Genomic DNA, 23,569 nt, shown 5'->3' on the forward strand with positions numbered 1-23,569 from the left:
GGGGGGGGCGCCTGGTGTGGTGGGGGGGGGGGGGGGGGGTGGTGGGTTTCTCCCCCCCCCCCCCCCCCCACCCCCCCCCCCACGACCCCCTCGCGAAATCGCCCCTCCGGCATCACTCGGACATTGAGTCAGCGAAAAGTGTTCTTGGTGGACACTCAGGGGCGCGGCCGGCTCCTGTCGGCCAGGGCGGCCGAGCGCGTGACTGGACGGACGACAATCACGCGAGTTCGCCATCCAATCACGGTTGTCGTCCGTCCAGTCACGCGAAACCGCCAGTTTGGCGCAGGTGCTCGTGAGTGGTCAGCGCTTCAGTGTAAAAGTGAAGTCCCCGGACACTTTCCCGGTCAACCGCACCCCCGAAACCACCTGCCCCTCATCGATCAGCCTCTCGACCTCGCCCCGCGAAAGACCGCACCCTTCGGCGATCAGCCGCACCGGCCGGACCGGGATCCGGGCCGCGAAGCGAACCGAGACGTCGCGAAAGTCCGGCACACCCGAGGGGTCGGTGTCGAGGCGCCAGGCGCCCTCCCAATCGAGGGCGATGCGGTTCCGGCGCCGCACAGCGGGATCCTGGAGCAGTTCCGCCGCCAGGACGAGGTCGTTCTCGTGTAGCCGGTCCAGCAGGTCAGGCCGCACGGAACGCACGTTCACGCGCTCCAGGATCGTGAGCTTCGCGGTGTCCCCGCATCCGGCGCAGAGCACGAGAAGCCAGACGTCGAGGAGTTTGTGGTGGGCGTTGACGCGGAATTTGCCGTTCGCCCGGAAGCGTCCGGACGGGCAAGAGCGGCAACGGCGGAGGACGACAGGCAGGCAGGTGGGAACGACCACCCAGTTTTCGAGCATGGGAAGTACACCCGTTCCAGTGAGAAATCCGCAGCAAAAGGAAGCGCGGCGCCAAAGCGCGACGCGCGACGAAATCAGCGCTCGGGAGGTCTCACAGGGTGTACAACGGCAGGCCCTCGGCTCGACGACGTGGTCCGGCAGCACGGTAATGGCCCGGGAGAGGCCGCTCCACCGGTTTTCCGGGCACGACAAAGGCCCCCTCCAGCACGGAGGGGGCCTTCAGCGTGAAGCTAGGAGCGCGTGTCCTCCTTCAGCATGTCCGCGCACCGCTCACCGATCGCCATCGTCGTGATGCACGGGTTCACCGCGACCAGGAACGGCATCGCCGAACCGTCGGCGACCCGCAGGCCTTCGACACCCCGCACTCGCAGACGCGCGTCCAGCACGGCCATCGGGTCGTCGTCGCCGCCCATTTTCGCGGTGCACGAGGGGTGATAGACCGTGTTGTGCGTCTTGCGCAGGTAGTCCGCGATCTCGTCGTCGGTCTTGACATCCTTGCCGGGCGCCAGTTCCGTGCCCGCCCATTCGTCCAGCGCGGGCTGCTCGGCGATCTTGCGGGCCAGTTTGATGCCGTAGGTCATCACGCGCATGTCGTGCTCGTCGGTGAAGTACCGCGGGTCCACCTTCGGCTTGTCCCGGTAGTCGCGGCTGCGAAGCCGCACCGTCCCGGTCGACCGTGAGCGGGTGACGTTCGGGGTCAGGCAGAAGCCGTTCTCCGTGGTGGGATATCCCTGCCGGAGGGTGTTCATGTCGAACGGCACCGAGCCGTAGTGGAACATCAGGTCCGGCCGGTCGAGACCTTCCTCGGTGGTGGTGAAGATGCCGATCTCCCACCATTGCGTGGACTCGGTCGTCATCGGCTGCAGCGCGTCCCACTGGATGACGCCTTCGGGGTGATCCTGCAGGTTCTCGCCGACGCCGGGGGAGTCCACCAGAACCTCCAACCCGACCTCGCGCAGGTGCTCGGCGGGGCCGATCCCCGACAGCATCAGGAGTTTCGGGGTGTCGATCGCGCCGGAGGACAGGATGACCTCCCGCCGTGCCCGCAGCGGAACGCCGTGGATCAGGTCGTCGGCCAGGTATTCCGCGCCGGTGCAGCGTTTGCCGTCGAACAGCAGCCGCCGGACGCGGGCGCCGGTGATGACCTCCAGGTTCGGCCGCTTGCCGATGATCGGGTGCAGATACGACACCGACGCCGACGAGCGTGTGCCGTCCTCACGCGCGTTGATCTGGAACCAGTTCGCCCCGTGCGTCACGGTCTTGCCCGAGTTGAACTCCGTCCTCGGGATACCCGCCTGCTCACAGGCCTGCAGCAGCGCGACGCCGGTCGGGTCGTTCGGCGGCACCGAGCGGATGGTCACCGGACCGGAGCGGCCGTGGTGGTCGCCGGGTCCGTCGTTGGTCTCAAGACGCTTGTACAGGGGGAAAATGTCCTTCGAAGACCACCCGGGCAGGCCGAGCGACGCCCAGTCGTCGAGGTCTTCGGCCGGCGCCCAGAAGGCGATGCACGAGTTGTGCGATGAGCAGCCGCCGAGCACCCGCGCGCGGGCGTGGCGCAGGAAGGAGTTGCCGGACTCCTGCGGTTCGACCAGGTAGTCCCAGTCGTAGCCGGATTCCAGCAGTGCCATCCACTTCGTCAGTTCCAGTACCGCCGGATCGTCCACATCGGACGGTCCGGCTTCCAGGAGCGCCACGGTGACGTCCGGGTCTTCCGAGAGTCTCGCCGCGACCACCGAACCCGCCGTCCCGCCGCCGACGACGATGTAGTCGAACTCTCCGGTCACTGTGCTGCCTCCTCGGGAAGTGCTTCCGCGGCGTGATCGGCCAGGACGCCGCTCTTGTGCCGCAGGACGAACCAGTAATACGCGAAACCGACGACCGCCACCGCGCCGACGAACAGCACGGCCCCCCATTCGAGGTACCAGTGATACGGCTCGGTCGCGTTGTAGACCTCGCGTCGCGGCCACGCCAGGTTCACCACGATCGCGCCGCCCCACAGCACACCGAGGATGTTGACCGGCAGCCCCAGTTTGCCGAGCGAGAAGTACTTGGCGCCCGCCACCTTCGGCGGCGGCCACTGCCCGCGCAGGCGTTTGACCAGCATCGGAACGGTGACCAGCAGGTACGCCAGGTAGATCATGATGATGCCGATACTGGTGATCACCGTGAAGATCTGCGGCTGGCCGACGTTCACCACCAGGATGAAGACCGCGATGACCCCGGAGACGATCGCGGGGATCACCGGCGTCTTCGTCTTCGGCGACACCCGCGCCAGATGCTTCCCGGCGGGCAGGTTGTTGTCGCGGCCCATCGCGAACATCATCCGGATCGACGCCGACTGCACGGCCAGGTTGCACACGGTGATCGCGATGACCACCGCCAGCAGGAAGATCGTGCCGATGGTGCTGCCCAGCACGTCGAGCACGATGAACTGAAGGCCGCCGGTGGCGATCTCCGGGTTGTTGATGTCGCCGACGGCCATCAGCGCGAGGATCAGGATGAGCCCGCCGATGACGAACGACGCGATCAGCGCGCGCAGGATCGCCTTGGGCGCGTTCTTGCGCGGGTCGTGGCTTTCCTCGCCGAGCGAGCTGGCGGTGTCGAAGCCGTACATGACGTAGGTCGACGCGAGCGAGGCGACCAGGAAGGCGCCGAAGTAGCCCCACGGCTGGTCGGCGCCGGTGTTGTTGGTCTGCATGACGACCTCGGGGCCCCGCGTGATGTTCACCGCGAGCGCCACGATCAGCAGGACCGCGGCGACCAGTTCGATGAACACGCCGGCGCTGTTGATCCGCGCCATCAGCTTGACGCCCCATGCGTTCACCAGCGTGGTGAACAGGATCAGGACCGTGCCGAGGATGACCGCGTTCACCGCGCTGTCGCCGGAGAACGAGAAGAACGACGAGATCTGGGGGAGCGTGATCTGATAGGCCAGCGCGACCGCGGCGATGGTGACGATCGACGCGGTCAGCATCATCCACCCGGCCAGCCACGCGACGTGCGGGCTGCCGAGCCGTTTCGACCAGTTGTAGATCGAGCCGGCGACCGGATAGTGCGCGGCCAGTTCGGCGAACGACAGCGCGACCATCAGCTGGCCGACGAACACCATCGGCCACGACCACCAGTACGCGGGGCCGCCGAAACTGAAACCGAAGTAGAACAGCTGGAAGGTGCCCGTCAGGATCGAGATGTAGCTGATCCCGGCGGCGAAGGTGTGGAAGTTGCCGAGGGTTCTTTCGAGTTCCTGTTTGTAGCCGAAACCGGCCAGGCCGTCATCGGAAGGAGTGCTCATCGGCAATTTTCCCCTCTTTAGTTGGACGCGGGCTCCCCGGAGAACCAGCGCTGTGGAGCAGGCCGGAGGTTCTGATAGATGTGCTTCGCCTCCGTGTACTCGGCGAGTCCGGTCGGGCCGAGTTCGCGCCCGAAACCGGACTGCTTGTAGCCGCCCCACTCCGCCTGCGGCAGATAGGGGTGGAAGTCGTTGATCCAGATCGTGCCGTGCCGCAGCCGGTTCGCGACCCGCTGCGCGCGGGAGGCGTCCGAGGTGAACACCGCGCCGGCGAGGCCGTAGTGGGTGTCGTTGGCGATGCGGACGGCGTCGTCCTCGTCGGTGAAGGTCTCGACGGTGAGCACCGGGCCGAACGATTCGTCGACGACGGCGCTGCTGCCCTGCTTCACGTTGTCGAGGATGGTCGGCAGGTAGTAATGCCCCTTCGCGAGCTTGCGATCGTCGGGGCGTTTGCCGCCGGTGCGCAGGACGGCGCCCTCTTCCAGTGCCGCGGCGACGTAGCGTTCGATCTTTTCCAGATGGGCGGCCGAGATCAGCGGACCGGTTTCAGCCTTCGGGTCGAAAGGTCCACCCAGTCGGATCAGTTCGGCGCGGCGGACGAGTTCGTCGACGAACCGGTCATGCCATTCCTCTTGGACGATCAGCCGCGCGCCCGCCGAGCAGACCTGCCCGGAGTGCAGGAACACCGCGGTCAGCGCGTAATCGACGGCGGTCTCGAAGTCCGAGTCGGCGAACACGACGTTCGGGTTCTTGCCGCCCAGCTCCAGCGCGACCTTCTTGACGGTCGCGGCCGCGGAGGCGGCGATGATCTTGCCGGTCGCGAGGCCGCCGGTGAACGACACGAGGTCGACGTCCGGATGCTCGGACAGCGGTGCCCCGGCCTGCGCGCCGGCGCCGAGCACCAGGTTCGCGACGCCGCCGGGGAGTCCGGCCTCGGTCAGCAGCTTCATCAGCATGATCGAGGTGTGCGGGGTCAGCTCGCTGGGCTTGAGGACGAACGTGTTGCCCGCCGCGAGCGCGGGGGCGACCTTCCAGATGGTCTGCAGGAGCGGGTAGTTCCACGGCGTGATCAGCCCGCAGACGCCGACCGGCTCGTGCACGATCCGGCTGAACGCGTCGGGGTTGCCGGTGTCGACAACGCGGCCCGCGTCGTTCGCGGCGAGCTTGCCGAAGTAGCGCAGGCACGCGGCGATGTCGGCCATGTCGTATTCGCTCTCGACCAGCCGTTTCCCGGTGTCGAGCGATTCGGCGCGGGCGAAGGCCGCGGCGTCCCGGTCGAGCAGGTCGGCGGCCTTCAACAGCAGGTCACCGCGCTGTGGGGCGGGCGTCTGCGGCCACGGGCCGGTGTCGAACGCCTTCCTCGCGGCGGCGATGGCCGCTTCGGTGTCTTCACGGGTGCCTTCGGCGACTTCCGCGACCAGCGACCCGTCCGCGGGGCAGCGGATTTCCCGGCGACCACCGCCGACCGCGTCGACCCACTCGCCACCGATGAAAAAGTCCGCCATCAAGCCCTCCGAACCGGCTCCTGCTCAACCGTCGATCAGCGATTATCGCGGCCACCCGACGTGACCGCTACTTGGCAAAAGAGACCATGTTCACACCGTCGGGTGTCGAGTGGTGATTTTCTGACATGTGACCCGTGACGCGGCGGACGGAAGACTCTCAGGCGCCCTCCGTAGACTGGTCGGAACGGCGGAAGAGGAACCAGGCGAGGTGGGAGAGTGACGTTGCTCGAGTCCGTGCACGGACCGGCCGACTTGAAGCGGATGAACCAGGATCAGCTCGGTGAGCTGGCCGCGGAGATCCGGGACTTCCTCGTCGAAAAGGTGCGGCTCGCCGGTGGTCACCTCGGCCCGAACCTGGGTGTGGTCGAGCTGACCATGGCGCTGCACCGGGTCTTCGACTCGCCGGACGACGCCATCGTGTGGGACGTCGGTCATCAGGCGTACGTGCACAAGATCGTCACCGGTCGTCATGACGGCTTCGGCAAGCTGCGCCAGCTCGGCGGCCTCACCGGCTACCCGGCGCGCTGCGAGAGCGAGCACGACCTCGTCGAGAACAGCCACGCGTCGACCGCGTTGTCCTATGTGGACGGTCTGGCGAAGGCGTTCGAACTCGGCGGGGGCGGCAGGCACGCGATCGCCGTCGTCGGCGACGGCGCGCTGACCGGCGGCATGTGCTGGGAGGCGCTCAACAACATCGCCGCGAACCCGCGCCGCCCGGTCGTCATCGTCATCAACGACAACGGCCGCTCGTACTCGCCGACCATCGGCGGCGTCGCGGACCACCTCGCGTCGCTGCGGCTCAAGCCGGGCTACGAGCGCGTCCTGGACCGCGGCAAGGAACTGCTGCGGCATACGCCCGTCGTCGGCAAGCCGATCTACGCGGCGCTGCACGCGGCGAAGGCGGGACTGAAGGACGCGCTGAGCCCGCAGATGATGTTCTCCGACCTCGGCCTCAAGTACCTCGGCCCGGTCGACGGGCACGACCTCGTCGCGCTGGAGAAGGCGTTCCAGAGCGCCCGCGACTTCGGCGGCGCGGTCATCGTCCACGTGGTCACCGAGAAGGGGCACGGCTACGAGCCCGCCGTGACCAACCAGGCCGACCAGATGCACCAGACCGATCCGATCGACCCGGAAACCGGCCTGCCGCCGGTCAAGGGCCCGAGCTGGACCGGGGTCTTCGCCGACGAACTGGTGAAGATCGGCGCCGACCGTGAAGACGTCGTCGCGATCACCGCGGCCATGCTGCGCTCGACCGGGCTGCACAAGTTCGCCGAGGCGTACCCCGACCGCTGGTACGACGTCGGGATCGCCGAGCAGCACGCGGTGACCTCGGCCGCCGGTCTCGCGATGGGTGGCAAGCACCCCGTGGTCGCCGTGTACTCGACCTTCCTGAACCGGGCGTTCGACCAGGTCCTGATGGACGTCGCGCTGCACCGCCAGCCGGTGACGCTGGTGCTGGACCGCGCGGGCATCACCGGTCCGGACGGCCCCAGCCACCACGGCATGTGGGACCTTTCGCTGCTGGGCATGGTGCCCGGGATGCGGGTCGCCGCGCCGCGTGACGCCGGAACGCTGCGCGAGGAACTGCGGGAGGCCGTCGCGGTCGAGGACGGGCCGACGGCGCTGCGGTTCTCCAAGGGCGGCGTGATCGACTCGGTGCCCGCCGTCGAGCGCGTCGGCACCGTGGACGTGCTGCGCAAGCCCGCCGGTGAAGCGGACGTCCTGCTCGTCGCGGTGGGCGCGTTCGCGATGCTCGGGCTCGCCGCCGCGGACCGGCTGGCCGACCAGGGCATCGGCGTGACCGTGGTGGACCCGCGTTGGGTCGTCCCGGCCCCGGCCGAACTGGTGGCGCTGGCCGAGCAGCACAAGCTCGTCGTGACCGTCGAGGACAGCGGGCGGCACGGTGGCTTCGGCTCCGCGCTGGCCGCGCTGTTCCGCGACGCCGAATGCGATGTGCCGCTGCGCGATCTCGCGGTGCCGCAGGTGTTCCATGACCACGGTTCGCGTGAGGAGGTGCTGGCCCGCGTCGGGCTCACCGCGCAGGATGTGGCGCGGCGGGTGACCGAGTGGTCGGCGAAGCTGGCGAGCCGGACGCCGGCGCCGGAGGACACTCGCCGCTGACAAGCGCTATGAAAGGTCCTTTCCTTGCAAAATTTGCAAGGAAAGGACCTTTCATGGCACGCGTGTCAGGCCAGTGCCTGTTGATGCTTGATGCATCATGTTCGAATGAAGGACACGATTCGACGGCTTCAGCTGGCGGCGGATGAGATCGCAACTCGGACACGTCAGCGAAATGACTTGATGTGCGAGCTTTTCGTTGCAGGGATGCCCCAGCGTGAGATCGCCAAGTACGCCCTGGTGAACCAGGCGACCGTGAGCCGCGTCATCGCGCGAGCACGGGGTGGCGACCGGGCTCGTGAGTGATTCGGGTCGTTTCGCGGGTACGGCCGATGACCGTGTGGATTTTGGGTCGTTAGATGACCAAAAATCCACACAGTGCAGCGAGACGGTCCTGGTGACGACCAGATCTGGAGGGGTGTGTGGAAACAGGGACACTCAACGTCCCTATTTCCACACACCCTCACTCACGCGGCCAGGTCCGCCTTCGCGCCGTTGTGTGTCGTCGCGTTGCGGCCCTTCGTCAGGCCGGCGGCGGAAAGCACCATCGTGCCGGTACAGATCCCGACGGGTAGCGCCCGCGACGCGGTGAGGCGCCGCAGGAAGCCCTGATCGGCGTTGAGCCGGTGCACTCCAGGCCCGTTCCGGTCGGTGTAGCCGCCGCCGGGCACCACGAGGACGTCGGCCTCACCAGGCGACCATCCGCGCGGCACCTCGACGACAGTGCCATAGGTGCATTTCGCGGATCCGGGCCGTCCCGCGCTCACGAGCGAGGTGACGACAGCGCCACCGGTGAGCTTCCCAGCCAGGCCCAGAACTTCGACGGGCGCGATGAAATCCTGTTCCTCCACGCCGTCGAACAGCAGGATCTGCACCCGTAACGGGGCAGCGGCGGACGCGTCGGGGGCGGTAACGCCCACCAGACCGGCGGACAAGGCTGAAGCACGCAGGAAAGTTCGGCGCTGCATACCCAGTGGTCGCGCGAAAAGCGGCTCAGGTTCCCACGATCCGGCTGACCGCGCGGACGACGAGGTCGCGGGTCGCGGTGGGGGAGGAGAACCCGAGGATCGACAGGTGCACGACGAGGCTCAGTAGTTCCTCGGCGTCGAAGTGGTCCGGCACGGTGCCCGAACGTTGCGCCTCCCGGATCGCGGCGACCTTGTCCGCGTGCGCCCTGACCTCGGCTTCCGGCATCGCGTCGAAGCCGTTCTCCAGGCGAAGCCAGCCCATGAGCCGGAGGAGCTGGGGACGTTCGAGGTAGCGGTCGAACAGCTTTCCCGCGTAGCCGGGCAGGTCCTCGGGGGTGATCGTGAGGGTCCGGATGGCGAGGTCCACCTGCTCCTGCACGACCTTCTCGAAAAGCTCTTCCTTGCTGCAGAAGTAGGCGTAGATCAGCGCCTTGTTCGCGCCCGCGTTCTTCGCGATGCGATCCACCCTGGCACCGGCGATGCCGTACGTTGCGAACTCCGTCGTCGCCGCGTCCAGCAGTTTCCGCTTGGTCGCTTCCTTGTCCCTGACCATGTGACCCACTCTAACTAACTGGTTGGTTGACAGCTAGCCCGGACTCGTGGCAGCCTGAGTTGGCAACCAACCGGTTAGTTAGGAGAGGGATATGAAGGTCGCACTGGTCACGGGCGCTTCCGCGGGCATCGGCGAAGCCACGGCGCTCGCACTGCACGAAGCGGGCTACACGGTCTACGGCGCCGCGAGGCGCGTCGAGCGGATGGCGGGGCTGGCCGAACGCGGTATCAAGATCCTCGAAATGGACGTCACCGACGACGCGTCGATGGTCGCGGGGATCGAGCGGATCATCGAGGAGTCCGGCCGCATCGACGTCTTGGTCAACAACGCGGGCTACGGCTCCTACGGCGCCTTCGAGGATGTCCCGCTCTCGGAAGGGAAGTACCAGTTCGAGGTCAACCTGTTCGGGCTCGCGCGGCTCGTCCAGCTGGCCACGCCGCATATGCGTGCCCAGGGGTCCGGCAAGATCGTGAACGTCTCGTCGATCGGCGGCAAGATCTACGAACCGCTCGGCGGCTGGTACCACTCGACCAAGTTCGCGGTCGAAGGTCTCAGCGACTCACTGCGGCTGGAACTGAAGCCGTTCGGCATCGACGTCGTGGTGGTCGAACCCGGCGCCATCAAAACCGAATGGGGCGGCATCGCCATCGAGAACCTGATGAAGACCTCGGGCGACACCGCGTACGCGCCACAGGCCAAGGCGCTGGCGAAGTTCTTCGATCAGGCCGCGCGCGGTTCCCACCCCAAGGTGATCGCCGACGTCATCCTGAAGGCCGTCCGGGCCCGGCGCCCGAAGACCCGCTACGCCGCCGGATTCGGGGCGAAGCCGATCCTGTTCGTGCGCCGGGTGCTCCCGGACCGTGCCTTCGACGCGCTGTTCCTCGGGGCGCTGCGCCGCTTCGCTTAGACGGTGCCATTCAAAGCGCGCTTTCGGATTTGCGTAGCCGAACCTCCGGCCCGCCTCCGCAAATCCGAGGCCTCCGGCCGAAAAAACGAGGGCGCGTGCCCTCGCCCGACGTGCCTACCTGGCGGTTCGGGCGACCCGTCCTAGACCGCGACGGCCGGTTCCGCGACGGGCTCCGCGTACGAGTAGACCTCCCGCGGTTCGGGGAAGATCTTCACCAGCACGGGGTACGCGATCGCCGCCGTGCACAGCGTCACCACCATGCTGATGTCGACGCCGCCCGCGATGTCCTTGAACGGCCCGGCGATCATCGGGGTGTTGGCGGTCAGCAGGCCCAGCGTCGTCGCCGGGATCCACGCGGCCATCGCGCGCCAGTTCACCCCGCGGGTGAACCAGTAGCGGCCGCCCTTGCGGCCCTGGTTGAACACCTGGAGATCGTCCGGGTCGTAGAACCCGCGCCGCAGCACGAAACCGATCATCATGATCACCATCCACGGCGACGTGCACAGCACGATCAGCGTGGCGAAGGCGTTGATGCTGGAGACCATGTCCAGCACGAAATTGCCGACGAAGATGAACACCACACTGAGCGAGCCGATCAGCAGCGTCGCCTGTACCCGGCTCAGCTTCACGAAGATCGAGCTGAAGTCCAGCCCGGTCCCGTAGAGCGACGTCGTGCCGGTGGACAGGCCGCCGATCAGCGCGACCACGATCAGCGGGATCGCGTACCAGAGCGGGGAGATCGCGGTCAGGCCGGTGATGTAGTCGGCCGGATCGGCGACGAGGGTCGCGGTGGCGATGCCGAACCCGAACGGCAGCAGGGTCGCCACCTGAGCCAGGAACGGCGCGGCCAGCAGGGAACGGCGGCTGTGGCGCGCGGGGATGTAGCGCGTCCAGTCGCCGAGGAAGGCGCCGAACGAGATCGGGTTCGCCATCGTGGTGAGCGCGGCGAGGATCCAGGTCGGCCAGAAGTCCCCGAGCGCGTAGGTGCCGGTGCCGGCGAACCCGGGGTCGAACGTGCCGCCGTAGGCCACGATCCCGAGCAGCATGATCGCCGTGCCCAGCACCACGGCGACCCGGTTCACCAGCAGCATGAACCGGTAGCCGTAGATGCACACCACCAGCGTGGCGATCGCGATGACGCCGTACGCGACACCGCGAAGCACTTCGCCGCCGTCGAAGCCGAAAAGCCGTTGTGCCGCACCGGCGACGGCGTCGCCGCTCACCCAGACCGAGATGGCGAAGAACGTGATCGCCGTCAGCAGGGAGAGGAAGGAGCCGACACAGCGGCCGACGACGCCGAAGTGCGCGCCGGAGGAGACGGCGTTGTTGGTCCGGGTGAGCGGGCCGAACAACGACATCGGCGAGAGCACGAGCGCGCCGACGACCACGCCCGCGACGGTGGCCGCCACCGCCGCCCAGAAGCTCAGGCCGAAGGCGATCGGGAGGGTCCCGAGGATGATGGTGGCGAAGGTGTTCGCACCGCCGAACGCCATCCGGAACAGGTCGCGCGGACGCGACGTCTGTTCCTCCGTCGGGATCGGCGCGATGCCATGCTGCTCGACTTCGGTGACCTTGTCACCCATGGGGACCTCCAAATACGCGTTTCGTCCTCTGAATGCGGTCCTTGCACACGCAACTACCGCATTCAGAGGACGAAACGCGGTCAGGCGAAGCGGGTCATGACGTGCTTGACGCGGGTGTACTCGGCGAAGGAGTAGGACGAGAGGTCCTTCCCGTGGCCCGAGTGCCCGAAGCCGCCATGGGGCATTTCCGAGACCAGCGGCCCGTGGGTGTTGACCCAGACGCAGCCGAAGTCGAGTTCGCCCGAAACGCGGGTCGCGCGTGCCAGGTCGTTGGTCCAGATCGACGACGCAAGCCCGTACGGGACGCCGTTGGCCAGGCGCACCGCCTCGTCCTCGTCCACAAAGGACTGGACGGTGATCACGGGGCCGAAGATCTCCTCCCGCACGATCTCGTCGTCCTGTTTCAGGCCCGAGATCACGGTGGGGGAGAAGAAGAAACCGCGGTCGCCGGCGGGCACTCCGCCGGTCTCCACGCGAGCGTGCGACGGCAGCCGCTCGACGAGCCCGCGGACCCGCCCGAACTGCGCCTCGCTGTTGAGCGGGCCGAACTCCTCACCGGGCGTCTGCGCGGCGGCGGCCTTGGTCAGCTCCGCGACGAACTCGTCGTGGATCGCCGCGTCCACCAGCACCCGGCTGCCCGCCGTGCAGTCCTGCCCGGCGTTGTAGAACGCCGCGCCGACGATGCCCTCGGCCGCTTCGGCGAGGTTCACGTCGCCGAAGACCAATAGCGGCGCGTTGCCGCCGAGTTCGAGGTGCGTGCGCTTGAGGTCGGCCGCCGCGACGGTCGCGACGTCGATACCGGCGCGGGTCGACCCGGTGATCGACACGAGCTCGGTGATCGGATGCTTCACCAGTGCGCGGCCGGTGTCGCGGTCGCCGCACAGCACGTTGAAAGCGCCCTGCGGCAGGAACTCCGCCGCGACCTTCGCCAGCAGCACGGCCGTCGACGGCGTGGTCTCCGCGGGCTTCAGCACGACGGTGTTGCCCGCGGCCAGCGCCGGGGCGATCTTCCAGACACCCATCATCAGCGGGTAGTTCCAGGGCGCGATCTGCGCGCAGACGCCGACCGGCTCGCGACGGATCGCGGACGTGTGCCCTGGCAGGTACTCACCGGACGCGGTGCCTTCGAGCTGCCGCGCCGCACCCGCGAAGAACCGCAGCGCGCTGACGCACTCCGGAATCTCCTCGTCCAGCACGACGGACCGGATCTTGCCGGTCTCGCGGATTTCGAGGTCGGCGAACTCCTCGGCGCGGGCCTCCACCGCGTCGGCGATCTTCAGCAGTGCGAGCTGGCGCTGAGCGGGGGTGCTCTTGCGCCACACCTTGAACGCCCGTTCCGCGGCGGCCAGCGCGGCGTCCACATCGGACTGTTCGGAGAGGACGCTGGTGCCGAAGACCTCGCCGGTGGCGGGGTCGACCAGGTCGAGCGTCCGCGAGCCCGAAGCCGGTACCTCGGCGCCGTCGACGAAATTCAGGACCTGAGTCATTTCTTCTCCAGGTGGGTCGGCTCGAACATCTTCAGGAGGGCGGGGAGGACGACCATCGACGGACCGGGCGTGCCCAGCGCGTCGGCCAGGTCCTTCCCGATGGTGTCCAAAGAGGACACAGTGGCCGGGACGCCGAAGGACTGTGCCAGCGCGGCGAAATCGGGCCGCGCGAGCTCGGTGGCCGTGGACTGGCCGAACGCGCCGGTCAGGTACTCGCGCAGGATGCCGTAGCCGCCGTCGTCGATGACGAGCCACGTGACGGCCAACCCGTGCTGGACCGCCGTGGCCAGTTCCGCGACGCCGTACATCGCGCCACCGTCACCGGAGACCGCGAGCGCCGGGCCGCCGGTCGCCGCCGCGCCGCCGAGCGCGCCGGGCAGGCCGTAGCCGAGCCCGCCCGCGCCCTGCGCGGTGTGGATCGGCGCGCCCTCGGGATTCCACGCCGACCAGGCCCAGTAGGCCGCGATCGTCATGTCCCAGAACGTCTGTGTGCCTTCGGGGACCGCGGCACGGATGTCGTCGATCAGCTTGCGCTCGGTTTCGAGGGGCTGGCCGTCGAGGCGTTCGCGCACCTTGGCCAGCAGATCCGCGACCGCCTTCTCGGCGACGCCGTCACTCTGGCGGAAGGGCACCTGCTCCAGAAGTCCTTGCAGGGCGAGGCGGACGTCGGCGTGGACGCCCAGCGCCGGGTAGTTCGACTCCAGCTTCCCGAGATCGGCCTCGATCTGGATCACCCGGCCGCGCGGGGCGAATTCGCGGTAATTGCTGGACAGCTCGCCGAGCCCGGAACCCAGTACCAGCAGCACATCCGCGGCCGAGAGGAACTCCGTGCTGTGCCAGTCTTCGAGCCACGACTGGCCGGACAGTTCATGGTCCCAGCCGAAGACGCCCTTGCCGCCGAACGTCGACAGCACCGGCGCGCGCAGTGCCTCGGCGAGCGCCTTCAGCTCGGCCTGCGCGCCCGAGCGCAGGGCGCCGCCACCGGCGAGGATCACCGGATTCTTCGCCGCGCCAAGGAGATTCGCGGCTTCGGTGACGAGCTCCGGCAACGGTTCGAGCGGTGCGGGCCGTGCCGTCACCGACGTGATCCGCGGCAGGTCCGCCGGTGCCAGCAGGATATCCTGCGGGATCTCGACCCACACCGGGCCGTACGGCGCGGTCGCCGCCGATTCCCATGCTTCGCGCAACGCCGTCGGGATCTGGCTGACGGTGCGCACCACGTGCACCGACTTCACCACGTCGCGGAAACTGGCCTGCTGGTCGGGCAGTTCGTGCAGATACCCGTGCCGCCCGCCGCCGAGCCCGGCCACCGGGATCTGGCTGGAGATCCCGAGCACCGGGACCGACGCCGCGCGGGATTCCTGCAGGGAAGCCAAAGTCAGCAACGCGCCGGGGCCGGTCGACACGATCATCGGGGTCACCGGGACCGGGCCTTCGGGATCCGCCGCGAGCCGGGCACGGGCGTACCCGTCGGCCGCGAACGCCAGGTTGTTCTCCACCCGTGAGCTGATGACGCGCAGGTCCTCGGTGCGCCGCAACGCTTCGAACAGCCCGAGCGCGTGCTGGCCCGGCAGGCCGAAGACGGTGTCCGCGCCGAGCGCGTGCAGGATTTCGACGACTACGTCGCCGCCTATCCGTTCAGTGCTGGTCATGCGCCCTTCCCCAAACTGAGCAGGCTCACCAGGTCGTAGGCGACGTGGGAAGCCGCGATGGCGGTGATCTCGGCATGATCGTAAGCCGGGGCCAGCTCCACCACATCGGCTCCGATGAGGTTGCAGTCCCGTAGCCCGCGCAGGATCTCCAGCAGTTCGCGGCTGGTCATGCCGCCCGCTTCGGGGGTCCCGGTGCCCGGCGCGTGCGCCGGGTCGAGCACGTCGATGTCGACCGAGATGTAGAGCGGGCGGCCACCGATGCGCTGGCGCAGCGCGTCGACGGTCTCGGCGACCCCGCGGCGCATGACGTCGCCGGAGGTGACGATGCCGAATCCGAGGCGGCGGTCCTCTTCCAGATCCCGCTTGCCGTACAGCGGGCCGCGCGTGCCGACGTGGGACAGCGCTTCGGTGTCGAGGAGGCCTTCCTCGGACGCCCGCCGGAACGGGGTGCCGTGGGTGTACGGCTCGCCGAAGTAGGTGTCCCAGGTGTCGAGGTGCGCGTCGAAGTGCAGCAGCGCCACCGGTCCGTGCTTCTTCGCCGCCGCCCGCAGCAGCGGCAGCGCGATCGTGTGGTCGCCGCCGACGGTCACCAGCCGCGTCCCGTCCGCGGTCAGCGCCTCGGCCTCGCTCTGCAGCGTCTCGATCGCCTCGCCGATGTCGAACGGGTTGAGCGCGATGTCGCCGGCGTCGACCACCTGGGTCGCGGCGAACGGGGAAACGTCGAGTTCCGGGTGGTACGGGCGAAGGAGCCGGCTGGCCTCACGGAGCGCCGCGGGGCCGAACCGCGCGCCGGGACGGTAGGACACCCCGGCGTCGAACGGCACCCCGACGACGGCGACGTCGGCATGCTCGACCTGATCGATCCGCGGCAGCCTCGCGAAGGTCGCGAAACCGGCGAACCGGGGCACCCTCGAAGAGTCGACGGGTCCGATCGGGGTCTGCTCAGGCACTGTGTCTCCTTCGAATGGTTTTCAGGACTGCGAAGCGGCGAGTTCCGCCTCTTCTTCTTCGGCGGCCGCGCTGCCGTTCAGGCGGCGGGTCCACACGGTGAGGATCTCGTCCGAGGTACGCGGGGTGAGGAAGCTGACCAGCAGGTACACCGCGAGGCTGGACCCGAGGCCCCAGTAGATCGGGCTGTTGGCCTCGACGCCGTCGACGAACATGAACGTGATGACGACGACGGTGCCGACGACCATCGACGCGAGCGCGCCCTGACGGGTACCGCGTTTCCAGGCCAGTCCGCCGATGATCGCGACCAGCAGGCCGCCGACGAGGATGTCGTAGGCGATGGTCAGCGCGTTGACGACGTCGTCCACGATCATCGCGATGCCGATCGCGGCGATGCCGAGGACCAGGGTGGTGACCCGGTTCCTGGTGACCTCGTTGACGGCCTTTTTGAGGCCCAGTTTGGAAAGCAGGTCCGAGGTGCTGACCGTCGAGCACGCGATGAGCGCGCCGCTCGCGGTCGACATCATCGCCGAGAGCGCCGCGGCGAGCACCAGCCCGCGGACCCCGGCGGGCAGCTGGTCCTCGACGATGGTCGCGAACGCGTCCTGCGCGCTGGTGAGGTTCGGGTACAGCGTCTTGGCCGCGGTGCCGATCAGCGCGCCGGCGAGACCGTAGACCAGGCAGTAGACGCCGGAGATGACGCCGCCGCCGGTCGCGATGCCCGGCGTCCGCGCGGTGAACACGCGCTGCCAGATGTCCTGTCCGATCAGCAGCCCGAAGCTGTAGATGAGGAAGTAGGTGAAGATCGTGTCGCCGCCGATGGCGGTCAGTTCGAAGTAGCTCTCGTCCAGCCGCGCGGCCATCCCGTCGAAACCGCCCGCCGAGACGATCGAGACCGGCAGCAGGATCAGCAGGATGCCGATGGTCTTGATGACGAACTGGACGATGTCGGTCAGCGTGATCGACCACATGCCGCCCAGCACCGAGTAGAGCACCACGATCGAGCCGCCGATGGCGATACCCGCCCAGCTCGGCACGTTGAAGAGGACCTTGAAGATGGTGGCGAACGCCAGCGTCGAGGTGACGGTCAGCATCAGCGTGTAGCCCCACATGACGACACCGGAGATGGTGCTGGTGGAGCCGCCGTAGCGCAGGTCGAGCATTTCGCCGACGGTGTAGACCCGCAGTTTCACCAGCCGCCGCGCGAACAGGGTGTGGAGGACCAGGATGCCGACGCCGATCGCGATCACGAGCCAGGCGCCGGAGATGCCGTAGGTGTAGCCGAGCTTCACCCCGCCGACCGTCGAAGCGCCGCCGAGGACGACCGCGGACATCGTGCCCGAGTACATGAACCAGCCGAGACGGCGGCCCGCGACGAGGTAGTCGGATTTGGTCTTGGCGAGCCGCAGCCCGAACCAGCCGACCCCGATCATGCCCGCTATGTAGAGCGCGATCACCGCGTAGTCACCGGCCACGGTGTCCTCCTTGACTTGGGGCTGTTCGCTTCGTTCGGGTCACCGTAGGTTCGTTAGCGGCTTGAACGACATGGGATGATCCATCCGAACTCCGGTGTGAGCGAGGATGAAATGACCCAAGGCCGCGATCCGTTCGACTCGGATGTGAATGTCCCGTTACGGGCCGTGGTCGGCAACCCGGAACTGGCGGTCGACCCGGTCTTGGAGACCCTGCGGCCGGGTGCGCTCGACGCCCCGGTGCGCTGGGCGCACGTCAGCGAGCTGCTGGATCCCGCGCCGTACCTGCTCGGGGCGGAACTCCTGCTCACCGCCGGGGTGAACCTGCCGGTGGAACCGGCCGAGATCGACCGCTACGTCCGGCGGCTCGCCGAAAGCGGGATCTCCGCGCTGGGGTTCGGGCTCACTCCGGGCGCCTACGAGACGCTGCCGCCGCCACTGCGGACGGCGTGTGCCCGGCACGGGCTCCCGCTGCTGGTCGTCCAGCCGCGGACACCGTTCCTCGCGATCAGCCGGGCGGTGTCGGTCGCGCTGGCGGAGGCGGGGCAGCGGGAACAGCGGCGGATCGCGGTCGCGCGCGAGGCGCTGACCAGGGCGGCCGGTGACGGACTCGGTGAACTGGCCGGCGCGCTGGCCGGACGGCTCGGGGCCTGGGTGGCGCTGGTCGGCGTCGGCGACGTCCTGGCCGCGGACCACGGGGCACCGTCGCCGCTGCCCGCGGAAGTCCGGGAGCTCCTCGCCACGCTCCGGACGGGCCGGGGGATCCGCAGCGCGACCACGGAACTGGCCGACGGCACCCACGTCGTCGCGCAGCCGGTGTACCCGCAGGCGACGGCGTCGCATCTGGTCGTGGTCGGCCGCGTCGCGCGGTTCGACGGGGCGGACCGCTCGATCCTGTCGGTCGGGGCGGCGCTGCTCGGGCTGGTGGGCCGCGCGGGTTCGGACGCGGCCGGTCTGGGCGCCACCGCCACGGCGTTGCTGCTGGGCGAGACCGACGTGATCGGCGGGGACGAACGCCGTCTGGTCGCGGGGATCGCTTACCGCCGCGGGCCGAACGAGGTCGCCGCCCGCTACGACTGGCTGCGCGCCCGGCTCGACACCCCGCTCGTCCGGTTGCGGCCGGGGCCGCGGTTCACCGCGATCGTCCGCGAGGCGCCTGAAATCGGCGACCTCGACCGGCTCCGCGCCGACGGCTGGCTCGCGGTCGTGGGCTCGCCCGTCCCGCCCGGACGGCTTCCCGAAGCGGCGGGCGAAATCGAGTTACTGCTGACGCGGGCAGCCGCGCTGGAACGGCCCATCGTGGCGGAAGGTACTGCGGGGCTGGACGCCCTGATCGATCCGGGCGCCGCGGCCGGGTTCGCCGCCCAGACGCTGGCGCCGCTGCGCGAACTCGACCGGAAGGGGGGCCGCGAACTGGTCGGGACGCTGCGAAGCTGGCTCGCGCACCACGGCGGCTGGGACCGGACGGCCGCCGAACTCGGCGTGCACCGCAACAGCGTCCGGCACCGGATCGGTCAGATCGAACGGGCGCTGGGGGTGGACCTGGCGGATCCGGAGATCCGGATGCGGCTGTGGTTCGCGCTGAGGTGGATGTGAAGGGGGCGGGTGGTCATGGGGTTCGTGAGTGGTAAGGACGGTTAGAACCGTCCTTACCACTCACGAGTCCAATAAGGTCACTCTCAGGAATGTGTGGCAACGTAGGGTCGTGCGAATTCTGGTAGTCGAAGACGAAGAACCCCTCGCCGACGCGATCGCACGCGGCCTGCGGCGCGAGGGCATGGCGGTGGACATCGCGCTCACCGGGGACGACGGGCACGAGAAGGCCGCCGTCACCCGGTACGACGTCGTGCTGCTCGACCGCGACCTGCCCGGGATGTCCGGTGACGACCTGTGCCGCGAGATCGTCGCGTCCGGCGAGCTGACCCGTGTCCTGATGCTCACCGCGAGCAGTTCCGTTTCGGACCGCGTCGACGGGCTTTCCCTCGGCGCCGACGACTATCTCGCCAAGCCGTTCGCCTTCCCCGAACTCGTCGCGCGCGTGCGGGCGCTCGGCCGCCGCGCGACCCCGGCCGCGCCGCCGCTGCTGACTTCGGGCGACGTCGAACTGGACCCGGCGAGGCGGACCGTCCGCCGCGCGAGCGGTCCGGTCGAGCTGACCCGCAAGGAGTTCGGCGTCCTGGAGGTGCTGCTGTCGGCCGCCGGTTCGGTGGTCAGCAGCGAAGAACTGCTCGAACGCGTGTGGGACGAGAACGCAGACCCGTTCACCACCACCGTCCGGGTCACCGTGATGACACTGCGCAAGAAGCTCGGCGAGCCGGGCATCATCGAGACCGTCGTCGGCTCCGGCTACCGGGTGCCGGAGCAGGGGACCGCACGCGGGTGAACCTGTCCGGTGCCCGCAGCCTGCGCGCGCGGGTCACGCTGCTCGCGACCGGGCTGGTGGCACTGGTCAGCCTCCTGTTGCTCTGGCTGACCTGGAACCTGGTCGGCGACGCGGTTTCCGCCGTCCCGCAGCTGCCGCCGGGCACCACGGTGCGGGTCGACGGCGTCGACGTCGACGCTTCCGCGGTCACCGAGCATCTGCGGGCGTACGCCAGGAACCGGGTGCTGCTCTTCGGCGCGGTCGCGTTCTGTTTCGTCGTGCTGGCGGCGGGGATCCTCGCGTGGACGTTCACCGCGCGGGTCCTGCGACCGCTGCGCGAGATCACCGGTACCGCGCGGCGCCTGTCGATCGAATCGATGGGGGAGCGGATCGGTGAGGTCCGCACGAAGGACGAACTCGCCGAACTGGCCGAGACCTTCGACGACATGCTCGACCGGCTGCAGGCCGCGTTCGACGCGCAACGGCATTTCGTCGCCAACGCCAGCCACGAACTGCGGACACCGCTCGCGGTCATCCGCACCGAACTCGACGTCACCCTGGCCGACGAGCACGCGGACGAAGCCGAATTACGCCGGATGGCGGGTGTGGTCCGCGACGCGACCGAGCGGGCCGAGCGGCTGGTCGGTTCGCTGCTGCTGCTCGCGCGCACCGACGGCGCGGGACTGGTGGCCAGGGAGCCGGTCGATCTGGCGGTGATCGTCGCGAGCGCGTGGCGCGCGGTGCGCACCGAAGCCGAAAAGCGCGGCATCCGTACCGAATTCGCGACCCAGGGAGCGCCGACGTTCGGCGATCCCGCGCTGCTGGAGCGGATCGCGGGAAACCTGCTGGAGAACGCCGTAAGGCACAACATCGACGGCGGCTGGCTGGACGTCGTCACGCAGGCGGGTCCACAGTGGTCAGTGCTGCGGGTGCGGTCGTCCGGCGGTTTGCTCGACCCGGCCGCGGTCCCCGAACTGTTCGAACCGTTCCGCCGCGCCGGCGTCGCCAGGACCGCCCGCACCGGTGCCGGGCTGGGGCTTTCGATCGTGCGGGCCGCGGTCCAGGCGCACGGCGGCACGGTGTCCGCGGAACCCGTTGTGGGCGGCGGTCTTTCGGTGACCGTGCACCTGCCCGCTCTGCCTTGACCCCCGGCTGGGGTTACGGTTCAAGCATGGTCCCCAGCATTCGGCTGAACAACGGAACGTCCCTCCCGCAACTCGGGTTCGGGGTGTACAAGATCGGCGACGACGAGGTCGTGGACGCGGTCCGTACCGCCATCGGGGCGGGTTACCGGGCCATCGACACGGCGACCCTGTACGCCAACGAACGCGGAGTCGGCGAGGCCGTTCGCACCAGCGGGCTGCCCCGCGAGGAACTGTTCGTCACCACGAAACTGTGGAACACCGAGCACGGCTACGACTCGGCGTTGCGTGCCTTCGACACGAGTCTGAGCGAACTCGGTCTCGAGTATGTCGATCTGTACCTGATCCACTGGCCGCTGCCCGCGCAGGACAAGTACGTGGAAACGTGGCGGGCGCTGGAAAAGATCGCCTCCGACGGCCGGGCGAAGGCGATCGGCGTCTCGAACTTCCAGATCCCGCATCTGGAGCGGCTGATCGAAGAGACCGGGATCGTCCCGGCGGTGAACCAGATCGAATGCCACCCGTGGCTGCAGCAGCCGTTGCTGCGGGACTTCCACGAGAAGCACGAGATCGTCACCGAGGCCTGGGGTCCGCTGGCGCGCGGCGGGGACCTGCTCGCCGACGAGAAGATCACCACGATCGCGGAGAAGCACGGCAAGACTCCGGCGCAGATCGTGCTCCGCTGGCACGTCGAGATGAACCACCTGGTGATCCCGAAGTCGGTCACGCCGGAACGGATCAAGGAGAACATGGACGTCTTCGACTTCGCGCTCGACGCCCACGACGGCGCCGCGATCGCGACGCTGGAGCAGGGGAAGCGGCTGGGGCCGGACCCGGACAAGCTGGGCGCCTAGGGTTTCGGCGCGTTCTGGACTGTCCATAAAGGACGATTTCTGGGATTGAAGTGCCCGTTTTGGGTATTTCGCGTAGCTTCGCGCGTAGGTCGTGAGTGGCAATGAGGGTTCTAACCCTCATTGCCACTCACGACCCCAGAAGAAACCGTGCATATAGGCATTAATCGGACAGCGAGGTGAAGGGGATATTCCGGGCATGCCATGAGGGGAAAGTCCCCTTCATCCTCGGGTCTGCTGGTTCGCGGGACCGTGTGCTTACCGCACGTCCACGAAGATCGGGTTCCCGTACAGCCACAGGTCTTCGAACGGGTTCGACTGCCCGATCACGTCGGCGCTCGGCTCGATCCCGCCGGGCACGTGCTTCTTGCCGTCGGTGCCGCGCGGGCGTACGAAGAACGGCTCACGCACGTTGCGGAAGGTGTGCCGGAAGGCCACCCGGCGCCCCGGTGCCCAACGCGGTTCGAAGGACCGCACGACCCGCGTTCCCGGGGCGGTCTGGGTGTCCCGGTCGGCGGCCGGGCCGGTCACCGGTCCCGAAACGAGGTCGAGCCGCGCGAGCCGGGGGATCGTGCCGCCGCCGTTCGGCCGGGCGGCCAGCTTCGCCGAGACGACGACCGTGACGTCGGATCCGCGCCGGACCCGCAGCCTGCCGCCCATCGTCGCCGAGCTCCAGCCGCTGTACGCGCCGAACTCCAGTTCCTGCGCGAGCCCGCCGTGCACCACCCAGACGCGTCCCGCGCGCAGGCCCTCCAACACGCCTTCGTGGCTTCGGCGTGACACGCCGACGACGGTTCGGCTGAACTCAGCGGGCGCGAAGTCCGCGTACGGAGGCAGAGTCTGCGGGACGCCGGTGTCGATCGGGTCCGGGTAGGCGCCGTGCTCGTCGTAGTACCCGTCCGGGACGCCGGGCCGGACGTGGGTGTCGCCGCGGTTGTAGTGCGAGTCGGAGTTGCTGGTGATCCACCACGGCTTTCCTTCGGCCAGGAGCGAATCCCACAGGCCGCCGACGGTCGCGGTGCTCCAGTCGAAGCCGCCGTAGGTGCGGTAGGCCGACTCCGGGAAGCCCGGCCACGAGTTCGAACCGGGAGAGTTGCCGTAACCGCCGCGCGCGCCACCACCGCTCCCGAGCGGTTTCGGAAAGCCGTCGGCCTGGGCGCCCGGCGCGCCTTCCATGCCGATGACGATCCCGGGCGCGGCGTCGCGCAGCGCGCGGAGCTCGTGCGGGGCGATCCGGCCGTTGCGCAGCGGATGGTTGATCACCACCACCGGCGCGTGGATCCGGCGGGCCCGCTCTTCGGCGGCGAGCCAGCGGATCGCCGCGACGGCCAGCGCCTCGTTGTCCGGAGTGCCCGGCTCGGTCCCGGTCAGCCGCCAGTCGAAGGCGCGCTCGAACTCACGCAGTTTCGCGGCCTGGTTCGCACCCGCCTGGAAGAACAGCGTCGCGTGCTCGGCGCCCGGCACGTTCCACTCCATGCCCTGCCACAGCAGGAGATCGGGGTGCTCGCGCTGCGCCGCCCGGATCGCGGCGTCCGTGCGCTCCACCGACGACTTCTCGTGCGCGGCGTGGCCGTGATCGGTGATCACCGCCCAGTCCGCCCCGTGACGGCGGGCGCCGTCGGCGATTCCGTCCACTGTGTACATCGCGTCGTAGGAGTACTGCGTGTGGATGTGGTGATCGCCCACCAGCCACCGGTAGCGGTCCCGGCCGAAGAGCAGGTTGACATCGATGTCGAGATCGAGGCCGAGGTCGAGGGCTTCCGCCGGGGCGGTGGCGGCGAGCGGGGCGCCCGCGGCCGCCGCGGACACGAGGCCGGCGCGCTTGAGGAATCCGCGGCGGTCGACGCCGGGTTTTTCGCTGTTCACCGGCGGCACGCTAAAGAGCCTCG

Annotated in this window: 18 protein-coding genes; 6 read left to right on the top strand and 12 right to left on the bottom strand. The window is 68.8% G+C overall.

Annotation, left to right across the window (positions count from 1 at the left end):
• Nucleotides 1-300: 300 nt before the first annotated feature.
• From AC0685_RS25610 to AC0685_RS25625, 4 genes are all read right to left on the bottom strand, one after another.
• Nucleotides 301-843, bottom strand: a complete 543-nt coding sequence (locus tag AC0685_RS25610) for a DUF1062 domain-containing protein (RefSeq protein ID WP_478227828.1) — start codon at nucleotides 841-843, stop codon at nucleotides 301-303.
• Nucleotides 844-1,073: 230 nt separating this feature from the next.
• The gene (locus AC0685_RS25615) at nucleotides 1,074-2,627 is read right to left on the bottom strand and encodes a GMC family oxidoreductase (RefSeq protein ID WP_478227829.1); all 1,554 of its coding nucleotides are present in this window, start codon (nucleotides 2,625-2,627) and stop codon (nucleotides 1,074-1,076) included.
• A complete protein-coding gene (locus AC0685_RS25620; protein WP_478227830.1) occupies nucleotides 2,624-4,135 on the bottom strand; it encodes an APC family permease in 1,512 nt (503 codons plus the stop codon). The genes AC0685_RS25615 and AC0685_RS25620 overlap by 4 nt, the downstream gene beginning before the upstream one ends.
• A gap of 17 nt (nucleotides 4,136-4,152) precedes the next feature.
• Nucleotides 4,153-5,637 (bottom strand): aldehyde dehydrogenase family protein, encoded by a 1,485-nt coding sequence (locus tag AC0685_RS25625; RefSeq protein WP_478227831.1) that lies wholly within the window; start codon nucleotides 5,635-5,637, stop codon nucleotides 4,153-4,155.
• Nucleotides 5,638-5,853: 216 nt separating this feature from the next.
• On the opposite strand from AC0685_RS25625, the gene dxs reads away from it, so the two are divergent.
• Complete coding sequence (dxs, locus tag AC0685_RS25630) at nucleotides 5,854-7,758, top strand: 1-deoxy-D-xylulose-5-phosphate synthase (protein WP_478227832.1); 1,905 nt, start codon at nucleotides 5,854-5,856, stop codon at nucleotides 7,756-7,758.
• A gap of 464 nt (nucleotides 7,759-8,222) precedes the next feature.
• Here dxs and AC0685_RS25635 read toward each other — a convergent pair whose 3' ends face one another.
• Nucleotides 8,223-8,675 (bottom strand): DJ-1/PfpI family protein, encoded by a 453-nt coding sequence (locus AC0685_RS25635; protein WP_478227833.1) that lies wholly within the window; start codon nucleotides 8,673-8,675, stop codon nucleotides 8,223-8,225.
• A gap of 73 nt (nucleotides 8,676-8,748) precedes the next feature.
• Nucleotides 8,749-9,276 carry a TetR/AcrR family transcriptional regulator gene (locus AC0685_RS25640; RefSeq protein ID WP_478227834.1) on the bottom strand — a complete coding sequence of 176 codons (528 nt, stop codon included), beginning with the start codon at nucleotides 9,274-9,276 and terminating at the stop codon, nucleotides 8,749-8,751.
• Nucleotides 9,277-9,367: 91 nt separating this feature from the next.
• Here AC0685_RS25640 and AC0685_RS25645 point away from each other — a divergent pair, with 91 nt between their 5' ends.
• A complete protein-coding gene (locus tag AC0685_RS25645; protein ID WP_478227835.1) occupies nucleotides 9,368-10,183 on the top strand; it encodes an oxidoreductase in 816 nt (271 codons plus the stop codon).
• Between the two features lie 140 nt (nucleotides 10,184-10,323).
• Here AC0685_RS25645 and AC0685_RS25650 read toward each other — a convergent pair whose 3' ends face one another.
• From AC0685_RS25650 to AC0685_RS25670, 5 genes are all read right to left on the bottom strand, one after another.
• Nucleotides 10,324-11,766 carry a purine-cytosine permease family protein gene (locus AC0685_RS25650; protein WP_478227836.1) on the bottom strand — a complete coding sequence of 481 codons (1,443 nt, stop codon included), beginning with the start codon at nucleotides 11,764-11,766 and terminating at the stop codon, nucleotides 10,324-10,326.
• 80 nt (nucleotides 11,767-11,846) lie between these two features.
• Nucleotides 11,847-13,253, bottom strand: coding sequence for an aminobutyraldehyde dehydrogenase (locus AC0685_RS25655; protein ID WP_478227837.1), 1,407 nt, complete (start codon nucleotides 13,251-13,253; stop codon nucleotides 11,847-11,849).
• A complete protein-coding gene (locus tag AC0685_RS25660; protein ID WP_478227838.1) occupies nucleotides 13,250-14,905 on the bottom strand; it encodes a thiamine pyrophosphate-binding protein in 1,656 nt (551 codons plus the stop codon). Before AC0685_RS25660 ends, AC0685_RS25655 begins: the two co-directional genes overlap by 4 nt.
• On the bottom strand, nucleotides 14,902-15,855 hold the full coding sequence (gene speB / locus AC0685_RS25665) for an agmatinase (protein ID WP_478227839.1): 954 nt from the start codon (nucleotides 15,853-15,855) through the stop codon (nucleotides 14,902-14,904). Before speB ends, AC0685_RS25660 begins: the two co-directional genes overlap by 4 nt.
• A gap of 21 nt (nucleotides 15,856-15,876) precedes the next feature.
• Nucleotides 15,877-17,328, bottom strand: coding sequence for a sodium:solute symporter family protein (locus tag AC0685_RS25670; protein WP_478227840.1), 1,452 nt, complete (start codon nucleotides 17,326-17,328; stop codon nucleotides 15,877-15,879).
• A gap of 111 nt (nucleotides 17,329-17,439) precedes the next feature.
• On the opposite strand from AC0685_RS25670, the gene AC0685_RS25675 reads away from it, so the two are divergent.
• From AC0685_RS25675 to AC0685_RS25690, 4 genes are all read left to right on the top strand, one after another.
• Nucleotides 17,440-18,921, top strand: a complete 1,482-nt coding sequence (locus AC0685_RS25675) for a PucR family transcriptional regulator (RefSeq protein ID WP_478227841.1) — start codon at nucleotides 17,440-17,442, stop codon at nucleotides 18,919-18,921.
• Nucleotides 18,922-19,030: 109 nt separating this feature from the next.
• On the top strand, nucleotides 19,031-19,708 hold the full coding sequence (locus AC0685_RS25680; protein WP_007033550.1) for a response regulator transcription factor: 678 nt from the start codon (nucleotides 19,031-19,033) through the stop codon (nucleotides 19,706-19,708).
• On the top strand, nucleotides 19,705-20,832 hold the full coding sequence (locus AC0685_RS25685) for a sensor histidine kinase (protein ID WP_478227842.1): 1,128 nt from the start codon (nucleotides 19,705-19,707) through the stop codon (nucleotides 20,830-20,832). Before AC0685_RS25680 ends, AC0685_RS25685 begins: the two co-directional genes overlap by 4 nt.
• Before the next feature lie 26 nt (nucleotides 20,833-20,858).
• Nucleotides 20,859-21,683, top strand: a complete 825-nt coding sequence (locus AC0685_RS25690; protein WP_478227843.1) for an aldo/keto reductase — start codon at nucleotides 20,859-20,861, stop codon at nucleotides 21,681-21,683.
• Nucleotides 21,684-21,938: 255 nt separating this feature from the next.
• On the opposite strand, the gene AC0685_RS25695 is transcribed toward AC0685_RS25690, so the two are convergent.
• Nucleotides 21,939-23,546: a CehA/McbA family metallohydrolase domain-containing protein gene (locus AC0685_RS25695; protein ID WP_478227844.1), complete on the bottom strand. Its 1,608-nt coding sequence runs from the start codon at nucleotides 23,544-23,546 to the stop codon at nucleotides 21,939-21,941.
• Nucleotides 23,547-23,569: the final 23 nt, after the last annotated feature.

It is taken from the genome of Amycolatopsis sp. NPDC043889 (genome assembly GCF_056435645.1).

Coding starts and splice junctions, on each gene's coding strand:
- AC0685_RS25610 (WP_478227828.1), bottom strand. CDS start 843: ATGCTCGAAAACTGGGTGGTCGTTCCCACCTGCCTGCCTGTCGTCCTC.
- AC0685_RS25620 (WP_478227830.1), bottom strand. CDS start 4,135: ATGAGCACTCCTTCCGATGACGGCCTGGCCGGTTTCGGCTACAAACAG.
- AC0685_RS25625 (WP_478227831.1), bottom strand. CDS start 5,637: ATGGCGGACTTTTTCATCGGTGGCGAGTGGGTCGACGCGGTCGGCGGT.
- AC0685_RS25640 (WP_478227834.1), bottom strand. CDS start 9,276: ATGGTCAGGGACAAGGAAGCGACCAAGCGGAAACTGCTGGACGCGGCG.
- AC0685_RS25645 (WP_478227835.1), top strand. CDS start 9,368: ATGAAGGTCGCACTGGTCACGGGCGCTTCCGCGGGCATCGGCGAAGCC.
- AC0685_RS25650 (WP_478227836.1), bottom strand. CDS start 11,766: ATGGGTGACAAGGTCACCGAAGTCGAGCAGCATGGCATCGCGCCGATC.
- AC0685_RS25655 (WP_478227837.1), bottom strand. CDS start 13,253: ATGACTCAGGTCCTGAATTTCGTCGACGGCGCCGAGGTACCGGCTTCG.
- AC0685_RS25660 (WP_478227838.1), bottom strand. CDS start 14,905: ATGACCAGCACTGAACGGATAGGCGGCGACGTAGTCGTCGAAATCCTG.
- AC0685_RS25675 (WP_478227841.1), top strand. CDS start 17,440: ATGACCCAAGGCCGCGATCCGTTCGACTCGGATGTGAATGTCCCGTTA.
- AC0685_RS25690 (WP_478227843.1), top strand. CDS start 20,859: ATGGTCCCCAGCATTCGGCTGAACAACGGAACGTCCCTCCCGCAACTC.